At 65.0% G+C, this 14,062-nt stretch carries 8 protein-coding genes, 1 tRNA gene and 3 rRNA genes; 4 read left to right on the top strand and 8 right to left on the bottom strand.

Annotated elements, in window-relative coordinates:
• Window positions 1–32: 32 nt before the first annotated feature.
• The 5 genes from rrf to ACZ432_RS07920 all read right to left on the bottom strand — a co-directional run bounded on the left by rrf (window position 33) and on the right by ACZ432_RS07920 (window position 6,024).
• A 5S ribosomal RNA gene (gene rrf / locus ACZ432_RS07940) occupies window positions 33–154 on the bottom strand.
• 103 nt (window positions 155–257) lie between these two features.
• Window positions 258–3,170, bottom strand: a 23S ribosomal RNA gene (locus ACZ432_RS07935).
• A gap of 200 nt (window positions 3,171–3,370) precedes the next feature.
• Window positions 3,371–3,442 (bottom strand) — tRNA-Ala (locus ACZ432_RS07930).
• Window positions 3,443–3,569: 127 nt separating this feature from the next.
• Window positions 3,570–5,041: ribosomal RNA gene (locus ACZ432_RS07925) — 16S ribosomal RNA — on the bottom strand.
• The 16S, 23S and 5S rRNA genes sit together here with 1 tRNA gene alongside, the layout of an rRNA operon.
• 674 nt (window positions 5,042–5,715) lie before the next feature.
• The gene (locus ACZ432_RS07920) at window positions 5,716–6,024 is read right to left on the bottom strand and encodes a non-histone chromosomal MC1 family protein (RefSeq protein WP_426964667.1); all 309 of its coding nucleotides are present in this window, start codon (window positions 6,022–6,024) and stop codon (window positions 5,716–5,718) included.
• 354 nt (window positions 6,025–6,378) lie between these two features.
• On the opposite strand from ACZ432_RS07920, the gene ACZ432_RS07915 reads away from it, so the two are divergent.
• Both ACZ432_RS07915 and ACZ432_RS07910 read left to right on the top strand, forming a co-directional pair.
• Window positions 6,379–6,582: a hypothetical protein gene (locus ACZ432_RS07915; protein ID WP_426964666.1), complete on the top strand. Its 204-nt coding sequence runs from the start codon at window positions 6,379–6,381 to the stop codon at window positions 6,580–6,582.
• A gap of 91 nt (window positions 6,583–6,673) precedes the next feature.
• A complete protein-coding gene (locus tag ACZ432_RS07910; RefSeq protein ID WP_426964665.1) occupies window positions 6,674–7,732 on the top strand; it encodes a quinone-dependent dihydroorotate dehydrogenase in 1,059 nt (352 codons plus the stop codon).
• A 72-nt stretch (window positions 7,733–7,804) separates the two neighbouring features.
• Here ACZ432_RS07910 and ACZ432_RS07905 read toward each other — a convergent pair whose 3' ends face one another.
• From ACZ432_RS07905 to ACZ432_RS07895, 3 genes are all read right to left on the bottom strand, one after another.
• Entirely contained in the window at window positions 7,805–10,468 is a 2,664-nt protein-coding gene (locus ACZ432_RS07905; RefSeq protein ID WP_426964664.1) for a valine--tRNA ligase, read from the bottom strand.
• Between the two features lie 406 nt (window positions 10,469–10,874).
• Complete coding sequence (locus tag ACZ432_RS07900) at window positions 10,875–11,693, bottom strand: BtpA/SgcQ family protein (protein ID WP_426964663.1); 819 nt, start codon at window positions 11,691–11,693, stop codon at window positions 10,875–10,877.
• A gap of 111 nt (window positions 11,694–11,804) precedes the next feature.
• Window positions 11,805–12,539: a DUF5806 family protein gene (locus ACZ432_RS07895; RefSeq protein WP_426964662.1), complete on the bottom strand. Its 735-nt coding sequence runs from the start codon at window positions 12,537–12,539 to the stop codon at window positions 11,805–11,807.
• A gap of 101 nt (window positions 12,540–12,640) precedes the next feature.
• On the opposite strand from ACZ432_RS07895, the gene ACZ432_RS07890 reads away from it, so the two are divergent.
• Window positions 12,641–13,009, top strand: coding sequence for a universal stress protein (locus ACZ432_RS07890; RefSeq protein WP_426964661.1), 369 nt, complete (start codon window positions 12,641–12,643; stop codon window positions 13,007–13,009).
• Entirely contained in the window at window positions 13,006–13,551 is a 546-nt protein-coding gene (locus ACZ432_RS07885) for a GNAT family N-acetyltransferase (RefSeq protein WP_426964660.1), read from the top strand. The genes ACZ432_RS07890 and ACZ432_RS07885 overlap by 4 nt, the downstream gene beginning before the upstream one ends.
• Window positions 13,552–14,062: the final 511 nt, after the last annotated feature.

Below are 14,062 nucleotides of genomic sequence, written 5' to 3'. Positions count from 1 at the left end.
AATGTATCCGCGTATGAATGTGCGTATGAATGGGCAGACGGCGAACCGGTACTCCCAGAGGGTCTCCCACTCCAGTACTACCCGGCACGCAGGTGGGCTTCACTTCCGTGTTCGGAATGGGTACGGGTCTTTCCCCACCGCTGTGGCCGTCTTTATGCCGACTCCCGGAATCGAACCGAGATACGCCAACGTCGGTTACGACTACCGTGTATACGTGCGATCCAGCTACCGCCTGAACCCAATACCGAACCGTGGCATGAGTGTGGCTCGGTCTGTTAGTGCTCGTGGACTACAACGCCTCGTTGCCTTAGCGCGTACATCCCGAGTCTATCTAACTCGTCTTCTACGAGTGACCTCCGCGGTGCCTCGTTTCCATGTGGGTTTCGAGCTTAGATGCGTTCAGCTCTTACCCCGTGTCGCGTGGCTACCCGGCATTGCTCTTCCGAACAACCGGTACACCAGTGGCGACCAAACGTAGTTCCTCTCGTACTATACGTTCGTTCACGTCAGGCACCTTCAACACCCCCAATAGATAGCAGCCGACCTGTCTCACGACGGTCTAAACCCAGCTCACGACCTCCTTTAATAGGCGAACAACCTCACCCTTGCCCGCTTCTGCACGGGCAGGATGGAGGGAACCGACATCGAGGTAGCAAGCCACTCGGTCGATATGTGCTCTTGCGAGTGACGACTCTGTTATCCCTAAGGTAGCTTTTCTGTCATCTACGGGTCCCATTCCGGAACCTCGTAGGTTCGCTAGACCACGCTCTCGCGTCAGCGTCGCTCGTTGGGAACGACACTGTCAGACCATCTTTTGCTCTTGCACTCTTCGCCGGATTCCCGACCCGGCTGAGATGATCTTCGGGCGCGCTCGATATCTTTTCGAGCGCGTACCGCCCCAGTCAAACTGCCCGGCTACCGGTGTCCTCCGCCAGGAGTGAGAGTCGCAGTCACCGACGGGTAGTATTTCACTGATGCCTCGGTGGCCCGCTAGCGCGGGTACCTGTGTAACGGCTCCTACCTATGCTGCACATCGGCGACCACGTCTCAGCGACAGCCTGCAGTAAAGCTCTATAGGGTCTTCGCTTCCCCTTGGGGGTCTCCAGACTCCGCACTGGAACGTACAGTTCACCGGGTCCAACGTTGGGACAGTGGCACTCTCGTTTATCCATTCATGCAAGCCGCTACTGAAGCGGCAAGGTACTACGCTACCTTAAGAGGGTCATAGTTACCCCCGCCGTTGACGGGTCCTTCGTCCAATTGTACTTGGTGTTCAGATACCCGCACTGGGCAGGATTCAGTGACCGTACGAGTCCTTGCGGATTTGCGGTCACCTGTGTTGTTACTAGACAGTCGGAGCGCCCGAGTCACTGCGATCTGCTCCGCTGAGAGCAGACATCCCTTCTTCCGAAGGTACGGGACTAACTTGCCGAATTCCCTAACGTCGGTTCTCCCGACAGGCCGTGGCTTTCGCTGCCAGAGCACCTGTGTCGGATCTCGGTACGGTCGTCACACTTGCCTTTTCACGGGCCCTAGGTACCGTTGATTTACACTATCTCGGACTTCTCTCGCTTCCTGCCATGACGGCATCCACGAGGTTCTCCGATTCGACCGGACGATGGTCCGGCTCAACGTTTCCCACGGCGTCGGCGTTTGCTGTGTGACGGCACTGGAATCTTAACCAGTTTCCCGTCGACTACTTCGAGTTGCGAGTAGTCTCAGGACCGGCTCACCCTCGGCTGATTGACAGTGCCGAGGAACCCTTGCTCTTGTGGCCGTCGAGGTTCTCACCCGACTTTCGCTGCTACTGTGACCAGGATTTTCGTTACCGAACGGTCCACGCGAGTTCTCACCCGAGCTTCCATCCGAACGGTATGCCGACCTACGCGGTCACCCTATAACGGGTGCGGCCAGGTCTCGGTGGTGGATTTGAGCCCCGATCATTTTGGGCGCCTCAAACCTCGGCCGGTAAGCTGTTACGCTTTTCTTAGAGGGTAGCTGCTTCTAAGCTCACCTCCCGGCTGTTTAGGGCTTGAGACCACCTTCCAATCGCACTTAATCCACACTTTGGGACCTTAACCCAGCTCTGGGTTGTTCCCCTCATGGTGCACAGGCTTACCCCGCACACCGGACTCCCTTCGTCAACGGCGCACGCAGGTTCGGAGTTCGACAGGGTGGCCGACTCCTCTCGGAGGCGGGTCACCCAATCGGTCGCTCTACCCCGCATGCTACCTCAAAAGAGGTCATGCTTCGACATGTTTCGGTCGGAACCAGCTGTTGCCAGGCTCGATGGGCCTTTCACCCCTATACACGAATCACGGGAGGGTATTGTAGGACACCACCCCTAACGGGCCTCCACGTGGCTTTCGCCACGCTTCACCCTGCTCGTGCATAGATCGCCTGGTTTCGGGTCGTACCGGAATGACTCCCCGCGCTTGAACACGGCGGCCCTCGCAATGCTGCGGCCATATCGGTTTCCCTGCGCCTCCCCCGATGAACGGGTTAGACTCGCCATTCCAGTACACTCCCTGGGTCGTTTTTCAAAACGTACGACACGACGTCGGCTCGTCTCACGTCCTACTACGGGATCGCTCCCGACTCGTTTTGTGAGACGCCTTTGACGCCCTGTCGCTCTATCGCCAACTGATTTCAGGCCCTATTGCACCGCCCTTCTCGGGGTGCTTTTCAGCGTTCGCTCACGCTACTTGTTCGCTATCGGTCTCGAGGAGTGTTTAGTCTTCTCAGGGGATGCCTGAGTCGTTCACAGAGAATATCCGATCCCTGCTACTCGGGTACTGACGCACGTCCTACCGCCATATCTTACGGGGTTATCACCCTGTCTCACGCTCCGTTCCAGGAGACTTCAGATACGGTGTCGGACGCTGCAAGTCAGCCCACACACCACATTGCCCGTGAGGGCTTCGGTTTGGACTGTGTCGCGGTCACTCGCGGTTACTGACGACATCGCTATTGCGTTCTCTTCCTTCCCCTACTGAGATGTTTCAATTCGGGGAGTTCCCTATTGCGCGGAGCAATTGTAATGGGATTCCTATTCGGAAATCTCGAGTTCTTTCCCTCCATGCGGGTCCCTCGAGCTTATCGCAGCTTGGCACGTCCGTCGTCGGCTCTCGAGCCGAGCCATTCACCAGCTGGCACAGTAGCCAGTTGAATACGTCCACGAACTCGGTACTGAGTTCAGTGGGCGTCTGGATCGCACGTATACACGGTCGTCATCGAATCGGCCTGTGACATCAGGCCGTTCGTCGAACCCTTCCCACCCGCGGTTTCCCGGAGTGGTGCATCGGTCGTCGTCTACTCCAACCCACCGCCGTCCCACACTTAAGGGGCGCGGTTCGGCCGGAGCCTGACATGGACTCACTGGGATTCGAACCCAGGGCATCCTCCTTGCAAAGGAGGCACTCTCCCACTGAGCTATGAGCCCAACCCGCCTGCGCGGGTACTGCTGTCTGCAATGTGAGCCAACGACGTTCTACAGTGCCCGCTCTCGCGAGTGACCGAACACGGCACCATATGAGTGAAAGGTGAGGGCCTGAGGCCCTCGGGTCAGTAGGAGGTGATCCAGCCGCAGATTCCCCTACGGCTACCTTGTTACGACTTAAGCCCCCTTGCGAAGCCCAGATTCGACTCCCTCTCGGGAGCCTCATCCGGACCTCACTCGGGTGCTTTGACGGGCGGTGTGTGCAAGGAGCAGGGACGTATTCACCGCGCGCTTCTGACACGCGATTACTACCGAATCCAGCTTCATGTGGACGAGTTTCAGTCCACAATCCGAACTACGACCGAGTTTCTGAGATTACCGTCCCCTCTCGGGGTTGGAACCCTCTGTCTCGGCCATTGTAGCCCGCGTGTTGCCCAGCACATTCGGGGCATACTGACCTACCGTTGCCCGTTCCTTCCTCCGCTTTAGCAGCGGCGGTCTCCCTACTGTCCCCAACCATCTCGCGATGTTGCTGGCAAGTAAGGATGCGGGTCTCGCTCGTTGCCTGACTTAACAGGACGCCTCACGGTACGAGCTGACGGCGGCCATGCACCTCCTCTCTGAAGCTCGGATAAGGTCATCAACCTGATCGTCATTACTACAGTCGATGCTGGTGAGATGTCCGGCGTTGAGTCCAATTAAACCGCAGGCTCCTCCGGTTGTAGTGCTCCCCCGCCAATTCCTTTAAGTTTCATCCTTGCGGACGTACTTCCCAGGCGGCCTGTTTAGCGGCTTCCCTACGGCACAACACCCACTCGTAGTGGGAGTCACACCTAACAGGCATCGTTTACGGCTAGGACTACCCGGGTATCTAATCCGGTTCGAGACCCTAGCTTTCGTCCCTCACTGTCGGATCCGTCCTCGTGACGTGGTTTCCCCATCGGCGGTCCGTCCAGGATTACAGGATTTCACTCCTACCCCGGACGTACCCGTCACGCCTTCCGGTCCCAAGCTCTTCAGTTTCCGCCGGACGCCTCCCCGTTGAGCGGGGAGATTTCCCGACGGACTTGAAAAGCCAGCTACGGACGCTTTAGGCCCAATAAGATCGGCCATCACTCGAGCTGCCGGTATTACCGCGGCGGCTGGCACCGGTCTTGCCCAGCTCTTATTCGTACACCTCCCTACGGTGTACAAAAGCGTAGGCTCTATGCCTACGCACTCGGGGTCCCCTTATCGCACTGTCGTGCAGTGTAAAGGTTTCGCGCCTGCTGCGCCCCGTAGGGCCCGGAATCTTGTCTCAGATTCCGTCTCCGGGTTCTTGCTCTCACAACCCGTACCGATTATCGGCACGGTGGGCCGTTACCCCACCGTCTACCTAATCGGCCGCAGCCACATCCTTCGGCGCCGGAGCGTTTCTGTCCGTCCCACATTCCAGTTGGGACGGCGTATGGAGTATTAGCCTCAGTTTCCCGAGGTTATCTTCCTCCGAAGGGTAGTTTGGCCACGTGTTACGGAGCTATATGCCACGAGTCTGAACTCGTGCAACTAGCATGGCTAAATCGGACCCCGATAGCAATGGCCTCCGGCAGGATCAACCGGAATGGTTCCTTCGTGCCTGATTCCCGGCACGAAGGGGGTATGGCGGATTGAACCAGTCAGACTGGTTCGCACCATTGCATGGTCCGTGTTCGGGTCACACGCGAAAGCGGGTGACACCGAACGTCGTTGGCTCACATCAGATCCCGTCTTACGGCGGACCACAGGGGTGGGATCCTCATGGGTCGAGTCGGAGTGCGCCGCCCGGGGGTAGCCCCGCGGACGACGTCGGCATGGAAACCGGGCCGACTCTGCGAAAGCGGACCGGGTTGAACGGTCCGAGTTCGCGTCGCGTTCTTCGCATTACGTTCCGAATCGGCGCCCACACATAAGGGCGTCGGAACGCTCGCCCGAGACCCCGAAGGGTCCCGGTCGCCCCCTCGCGGGAGCGTTCTTCGCATTCATTCGAATGGCAGGCCAGTACTTAACCCCGTCGAAGCGATCGACGTACGGCATGCGGTTTCACGCGCCGCGGACGACGATCGATCGTGAGAGTCGAGCACCGCGAGCGCCGCAGCTCGCGGGCTCGGCCATCGGCGAAAGGTATCGCGCGGTCGGAGGTCGAGCGGTCATCCCGTGCTCGCACAGCGGGTCCCGCCGAATGACTGGCCGCGCGACCGGGCGTAGCGACTCGTCGGTCGTATAAGCGTCGAAAAACGCGGATCGGTGCGGCCCGGGAATTACTCTTCGAGGTGTTTGATGCCCTGCTTGGAGACGTTCGCTTCGGTGATCTCCTCGGGCATCCAGTCGGGGCTGTTGTCGGGTGCCGTCTCCTCCCACGCCCAGCCCTCGTAGATGTGGACCTTGTCGGTCCCTTTCTCCCGAAGCTTGAGCTCGGTCTTGTCGGCCGCGGACTCCGAGTTCGCGGGGTCCAGCCGACGGGCCGCCTTCAGCGCCGCCTGCCGCGGCGTGTTACCCGAGTAGACGCTCGACTCCGAACCGTCGTCTTCGCGCAGCGCGAAGTTCCGCTTACCGTCTTCACGTACCATGGTTTTTGACCTCCATGGCAATCCAACACACAATCTGTTATAAATATATCGGGCAGATAGGGGGACGGCGGCTCCTTCTATTTATAACCTTGTGGTGGTTGCGGGCTCGACCGCCCCCGAAACGCCGATAATTCGGCACAGGTCCGGTGCAAAATCCGCGGTGTGACGGGTCATCTCGCTCGCCCGCGGTCGGTTCCGGCCGATGAACGAGGGTGTGGAACGGGCGGTCGGACCGGATCCTCAGGGGTGCGCGCGTCGCGATGGCCGCGAGGCGTCCGTCGATGTCTGCGGCGCCTACATCGCGTAAACAACACTTATGTATCTCGTGCGGCGAGGTTGGGGCAGACAACCGCGATGGTTCGCAAGAAGAAGCTCAGTCCGAGTGGCGCCAAGGACGAGGACGGCGAGTACCACAACGTCCACGTGAACCTCCACGAGGACGAACTCGCCGTCGCCGGGATGGACATCGGCGACGAGGTGTTCGTCCGCGTCCGCGACGGCAAGATCATCATCCAGAAGGCCGAGTCGGACCCCGAAGACCTCGAACACGACTTCTGACGCCGCGCTTTTTTACCGCCTCCCGTCGGTGACCCCGATCGAGTCGCTCGGGTCCGGCGGCTTCATGGGCGTTCGCTCCGAGGGACCGACAATGACGAGCGCGTACGATCTCTGCAAGCCGCTGTTGTTCGCGCTGCCGCCCGAGACCGCCCACCGGGCGACGCACGGGCTCCTGCGAGCGGTACAGGGCACGCCCGCGACCGACCTGCTCCGTCGCCGGTACGTCGTCGAGGACGAGCGGCTGGAGACGGAGACGTTCGGCTGCGCGTTTCCGAATCCCGTCGGCGTCGCGGCCGGCTTCGACAAGAACGCGGAGGTGCCGCGAACGCTGGCGGCGCTCGGCTTCGGCCACGTCGAGGTCGGGGGCGTCACCGCGGAGCGCCAACCCGGAAATCCTCGGCCCCGGATGTTCCGGCTGAAGGAGGACCGCGCGCTGATCAACCGGATGGGGTTCAACAACCACGGCGCGGACGCGGTCGGCGAGCGCCTCGACGCGGAGCCGCTCCCGGACGTGCCCGTCGGCATCAACGTCGGCAAGTCGAAGTCGACCCCCCTCGAGGAGGCGGCCGACGACTACCTGTACACCTACGAGCGCGTCGCGGACGCGGGCGACTACTTCGTCGTCAACGTCTCCAGCCCGAACACGCCCGGACTGCGCGAGTTACAGAACAGGGAGGCGCTCGAACGCATCCTGGGAACGCTGTCGGACGCCGGCGCCGCCCCCCTGCTCGTGAAGTTCTCGCCGGACCTCCCCCGGCCGGCCGTCGAGGAGGCGCTCGCGGTCGTCGACGACCTCGAACTGGACGGCGTCATCGCGACCAACACGACCACCTCGCGGCCCGACTCGCTCCGGAGCCCGAACCGGGCCGAGCGCGGCGGCCTCTCGGGCGCACCCATCGAGGGGACCGCCACGGAGATGGTCCGGTTCATCGCGGAGCGCACGGACGTGCCGGTCGTGGGCGTCGGCGGCGTCTCGGACGCCGCGGGCGCGTACGCGAAGATCAGGGCGGGCGCCTCGCTGGTCCAGCTATACACGGGGCTGGTCTACGAGGGGCCGAGCCTCGCCCGCGAGATAAACGAGGGGCTGCTCGACCTGCTTGAGCGGGACGGCTTCGACTCGGTCGCGGACGCGGTCGGCGCCGACCTGTAGTGGGATCCGGCGAGGCGTTCGACGGCGAACGCCGACAGAAAACGCCGACAGAAAAACCGCGGTCCCGAAGCGCTACGTCTCGGGCTCGTTGCGGACGATGACGACCACGTCGCCGACCTCCAGCAGCTCGCCCTCGCCGTCGTAGCGGCGCTCGCGCTCGACGGTGAACTCGTCCGCCGTGAGTTCGAATCCGGCGACGCGGAGTTCCTCGCCCGCGAGGTCGTAGTCGTCCTGTGCCAGCGCGGCCTCGATGTCGCCGATGTCGTCGCCGTACTTCGGGCCGACGGTGGCGTAGTCGAGGTCGATCCCGGCGACCACCGTCTCGACGGGCGCGTCGGCGTCCGGGTGGACGGTCAGGTCGTCGACGTGCATCACGCCGGTGATGTCGGCCTCGAAGCCGCGGACGTCGCCGTACACCTCGACGGCGTCCAGCGTCGCGTTCATCGGGAGCTGGTTGTCGCTTTTGTACTTCCGGAGCGCGCCGACCACGTCGGTCGCCGCGACGCCGGCCGCGTGGTCCGCCTCCAGTCCGAGCGGCTCGGGCCAGTCGGCGAGGTGGATCGAGTCGGCCGCAGGGTCGGCGGCACCGTTGGCGGCCTCGTCAGCCTCCGTCTCGGCGACCGCGTCGGCGTACATGTCGTGCCACAGCTCCTCGGTCACGTGCGCGAGCAGGGGCGCGAACAGCTTCAGGAACCGGCGGTGGGCCGTCCGGAGCGCGTACGCCGCGGAGGCGTCCTCGCGGTTCTTGACGATCTCGAGGTAGTCGTCACAGAACGTGTTCCAGAAGAACGTCCGGAGCCCGTCGCGCGCCTTCGAGAACTCGCGGCGCTCCAGAAGCTCGGTGGTGGACTCGATCTCGCGGTCGAGTTCGGCCAGCAGCCAGCGGTCGATCTCGCGGAGCTCGTCCGGCTCGTCCGGGAACGGCTCCGGCGCGAGCGACTCGACGAGCTTCGAGGCGTTCCACAGCTTGCGGATCAGCTTCTCGCCCGCGCGGAGGCCCTTCTCCTGATAGGGGAGGTCGTCGCCGACCGCGGAGCCGGCCGCCCAGAAGCGGGCCGCGTCGACCGGGAACTCCTCCATCACCTCGCCGGGGTCGACGACGTTCCCCTTCGACTTCGACATCTTCTCGCGGTTCTCGTCGAGCACCATCCCGTTGATCATCGCCGACTCGAACGGCACCTCGTCGGTGTGCTCGTAGCACTTGATGACGGTGTGGAACAGCCAGAAGGAGATGATGTCGTGGCCCTGCGGACGCACGTCCATCGGGTAGATCTCCGGCCGCTCCATGGTGAACGCCTCGGCGTCCGCGTCCCAGTCCCAGCCGGCGTTGATGAGAGGAGTCAGCGAGGAGGTCGCCCACGTGTCGAGCACGTCGTCCTCGGGGACGAACTCGCCGTGGCCGCACTCGGGGCAGGCGTCGACCGGCGGGTCGTCCGAGAGGGGGTCGACCGGGAGGTCGCCCTTCTCGGCGACGACCGTGTGGTCGCAGTCGGCGCAGTACCACACCGGGAAGGGGATGCCCGAGGAGCGCTGGCGGGAGATGAGCCAGTCCCACTGGAGCCCCTCGACCCAGTGCTCGTACCGCGTGAACATCTTCTCGGGGAACCACTCCATCTCGCGGCCGGCCTGCAGGTACTCCTCGCGCTTGTCGAGCACCTGGATGTACCACTGCTCGGTGACGAGGAACTCGACGCCGACGCCGCAGCGCTCGTGGACGTTGACGGTGTGAGTGATCGCGCGGCGGTCGAGGAGGAACCCCTCGTCGTCCAGGTCGGAGACGATGGCCTCGCGGGCCTCGTTCGAGTGCATCCCCTCGTAGGTCTCGGCCACGTCGGTCATGTGGCCGGACTCGTCGATGGCGACGCGCAGGTCAAGGTCGTGGGCCTGGTACCACTCGATGTCGTTCTGGTCGCCGAACGTACAGCACATCACGATGCCCGACCCCGTCTCCATGTCGACGCGGTCGTCCGCGATGATCGGCACGTCGTGGCCGAACAGCGGGACCTCGGCGTCCGCCCCGACGAGGTGCTGGTTGTCGTCGTCCTCGGGGTGGACGAAGACGGCGACGCAGGCGGGCAACAGCTCCGGCCGCGTCGTGGAGATGGTGAACTCCTCGCCGGCGTCGGCGACCGAGAACGCGATGTCGTGGAAGTGGGAGTCGTGTTCGGCGTCCTCCGTCTCGACCTGCGAGATGGCGGTCTCGCACTCCGGACACCAGATGGCGGGCGCCTTCTCGCGGTACTCGCGGCCCTGGTCGTACAGGTCGATGAAGGAGAGCTGGGAGACGCGCTGGACCTCGGGGGAGATGGTGCGGTAGGTGTTGTTCCAGTCGATGGACAGGCCCATCCCCTGCATCTTCTCGGTGAAGTCGGCCTCGTACTCGCGGCAGACCTCGCGGCACTTCCGCTGGAACTCGCGGCGCTCGAAGTCCTGATGTCGGATGTCGAGTTCGCGCTCCGCCAGTCGCTCGGAGGCGATGCCGTTGTCGTCGTAGCCGAAGGGGTAGAAGACGTCCTGTCCGTTCATCCGGTTGAACCGGGCGACGATGTCCTGCAGGATGGAGCCGTAGGCGTGGCCCCAGTGGAGGTTGCCCGACACGGTCGGCGGCGGCGTGTCGATGGAGAAGGCGGTGTCCGGGTCGGTCTCCCCGTCGGGGTAGGCGTAGGTCTCCTCGTCGACCCATCGGCGCTGCCAGTGCGGCTCGGCGGTGTCCGGGTCATACTCTCCGCTGGGCATTCTTGGGTGCCCGTTCCCGCGGTTGGCCCTTAACCGCCTCGGTCCTGTGGCACGGCCGCACGCGGCGGCTGGCGGCAGTTCGGCCAGCAACGTCACACGAAGTGTGCCGCGCAGGGGTGCCGTATGGAGGTGCGATGCGGTGCTTGTGCAGTCGGCGCGCGCGAGCAACGCGCGCGAGGGAGGCGGCGGCGCGGCCGCCTGCTGTGCGTGCGGTTCCGCGGCCGCGCCGCCGCCGAGGTTGGGGAGGTGCGAGGCTGCGGTGCGGTCGTGGGGCGGTTACGGCGCGGGGTGGGACTGAAAGGGGCAGCCGGATCGACCCGGCTGGGGCTTTCCCGGTGGTGCTGTCCAGCACAGCAGGATCGGCAACAGACACAGAAAACGCGTCGTAGGGAGACCCGGGGCCGACTTATCGCGACGCGTCGGCGGCCGCGACCAGGTTCGCGACTCGCCCCTCGTCGACCGGCGCGGTCGTCTCGCCGCCCTCCTTCAGCGCGGTGCCGACGATGACGCCGTCGGCGATGTCCAGGAGGTCGGCCACGGTTTCCTCGGTGACGCCGCTGCCCACCAGGATCGGCGTGTCCAGCCCGACTTCGTCCCGGCGCGCGGCCCACTCGCGGAGGTCCGCGGGGCTGGTCGGCTCGCCGGTGCCGCGCCCGGAGACGACCGCGGCGTCCGCGAGGCCGCGCTCGGTCTGGTCGGCGAACGACTCGGCCGTGAACTCGCCCGACGCCAGCGGCGCGGAGTGTTTCACGTCGAGGTCCGCGAACACGCCCACGTCGCCGGCGTCGAGCCGCTCCCGGAGCCGGATCGTCTCGTGCGCCTGCCCCTGCAGGACGCCCTGGTCCGAGACGCGCGCGCCCGTGTGGACGTTCACGCGGACGTAGTCCGCGCCGGTCGCGGCCGCGATGCCCACCGCTGCGGGCGCGTCGTTCCGGAGGACGTTCACGCCGAGCGGGCGGTCCGTGGCGGCCGCGATCTCGGTGATCGCGCGCGTCATGGACGCGACGGTGTGTTTCGGCACGTCGTCGGGGTAGAAGGGCGCGTCGCCGAAGTTCTCGACCATGATCCCGTCGACGCCGCCGGCGTCGAGCGCCCGGGCGTCGGCGACCGCGCGCTCGACGACCGCGTCGATCCCCGCGTCCGCCTGCGGCGCTCCGGGGAGTGCGCCGAGGTGGACCATCCCGATCACCGGCCTGGACGTTCCGAAGGTGGTCTCGAAGTCCATGGGCGTGGTGAGCGTCCCGGTGGCTAAGTGGTGTCGGAACGTCGACGGTCGAGGGCGTCGACGGTGGAAAACGCGGCGGCAGGGACTCCGGCGGAACCGGCCGCGGGCGCCCTACTCGTCGGGAGTCGGCTCGTGAACGTGGCCGCACTCGGGGCAGGTGACCTCCTGTCCGCGGAGGCGCTGGCTCTCCTCGCGGACCTCCCGCATCACGCTGGAGATGCGCTCCTCGGCCTCCAGCTCGTCCTCGACCGCGAGGTCGACCCCCTCGACCTCCATCAGGAACTTCGCGATCTCGGTCACCTCGTACATCATCTCGTCTAAGTCCTCGGCGGTGAAGAAGCCGCACATCGCGCCGTAGAGGAACGTAGCACCCGCCTTCGTCACCTTCTCCTCGAAGGAGTGGCGCGCCTGGTTGACCGCCTGCGGCGTGTAGGTGTCGGTCATGAAGGGGACGAGTTCGGGGAGGTTCTCGCCGATCTTCGTCATCTCGACGCCCGTCTCCGTCCGGAAGTCCGCACAGAGCCGCGCGATGGCCCACTCGCGGGCGGTGATGTAGGTGCGGTCGCGCAGGAACTCGTTGACGCGGTCGTACTGCGCGCCGTCCATCTTCGTGAAGCGCTCGTACTTTTGCACGTCCGGGGGCACGTCGTCGCCCGAGGCCGATCCGGCGTCGGCCGCGTCCTGCGGGCCGGTCGACGACTCGTCCGGTTCGGTGGGCGTCTCCTGTGAGTCGGCGGACGACTCGCCCGACTCGGCGGGCGCCTCCGCCGGGGCGTCGGACGCGCTCTCGGACGGTTCGGGGGATGCGTCCGCGGCGTCGGACGCGCCTGCAGGGTCCTCGCTCATACCCCACCTAACCCCAGCGCCGGGCAAAAGGGTTCCCGTCGACCGGATCTCCTGCCCCCGGACGGACAACCCTTTTGAGGTGCGCCGTAGAGGAAACGGGCATGAAGGTGCTTCTCGGGATCGGCGGCAGCGACGACTCGTTGCACGCGCTGGAGCGGACCGTCGAGCGGGCGGTCACCGCGGGCGACGACCTGACGGTGGCGGTCGTGGAGAACCCGGACTCACCGCGGTCGCCCGAGGAGGTCGTCGCACGCGCCGAAGAGGTGCTCGCCGACGCCGCGCTCGACGCGGAGATCCGCCGCGTCGAGGGCGATCCCGGGAGCCGGCTCGTCGAGATCGCGGAGTCGGAGGGGTTCGACGTCATCGCGCTCGGCGGCGGCCAGACCAGCCCGATGGGGAAGATCAACCTCGGGAGCATCGCGCAGTTCGTCCTGTTGAACGCCACGACCTCGGTCACGCTGGTCCGATGACGCCCGCCCGCTTCCCCGACGACGTGGCCGAGCGGTTCCCGGAGCCGCCGCTGTCGTTCGAGGACCGCGAGGGGCGGCCGATCGAGATCCGGTCCTACGACGGGAGCGACGCGGAACACGAGGCGCTCGCGGAGATGTACGACGCCTTCGACCCCGCGGACCGAGCGCAGGGGATCCCCCCGAGCCAGCCCGGGGCGGTCCGCGACTGGCTCGACACGATCCTCGCCGACGACTGCCTGAACGTGATCGCGTGGCACGGCGACGACGCCGCCGGCCACGCCACGCTGGTCCCGGACGAGGACGCCTACGAGCTCGCCATCTTCGTCCTGCAGGCGTACCAAGAGGCCGGCATCGGAACGCGGCTGATGAAGGCGCTGCTCGGCTACGGGCAGGCCGAGGGGATCCGGAAGGTGTGGCTCACCGTCGAGCGCTGGAACCGCGCCGCGGTCGCGCTCTACAAGAAGATCGGCTTCGAGACCTCCAACGCCGAGAGCTTCGAACTGGAGATGGCGATCCGGCTGAACGACGGCGAAAACGACTGACGGTAAGCCACGGAAATGTCTGTTTTTTAACATCGGCTGCCCGGTCAATGATCGCGGCGGTGCGGTCGGCGCGCGCGAGCAACGCGCGCGAGGGAGCCCACGGAGCCGGCCGCGCCGCGGTGCCGTGCTGTCGCGCGGCCTGCTCCGTGGCGAGGCTGGGGAGGTGCGAGGTCGCGGGGCGGTCGCGGGGCGGTCGCGGTGGGTGGGACTGAAAGGGGCAGCCGGCTCGGTCCCGCCCGGACGACGCTCTCGCGAGCCTCCCGAGCGAGAGTCAGCAAGTCGCAGCCCGGCAGCCCGCTACTGCAGGCAGCCCGGACCGTCTGCCGGAACCCGGCGGGTCGAGCCGGCTGGGGCTTTCTCGGTGGTGCTGTCCCAAGCAGCAGGATCTGCGCCAGAAACAAGAAACGCGTCGTAGGGAGAGCCAGCAGGAGCTTTCTGGATGTTGCTGACCCCAGAAGTAGGGTCAGCCACAAAAACAGAAAATCCGCGGACGTAGTAGAGAGGAGCGCTG

It is taken from the genome of Haloparvum alkalitolerans, assembly GCF_055381565.1.
This window is presented reverse-complemented; position numbering and strand designations above follow the sequence as displayed.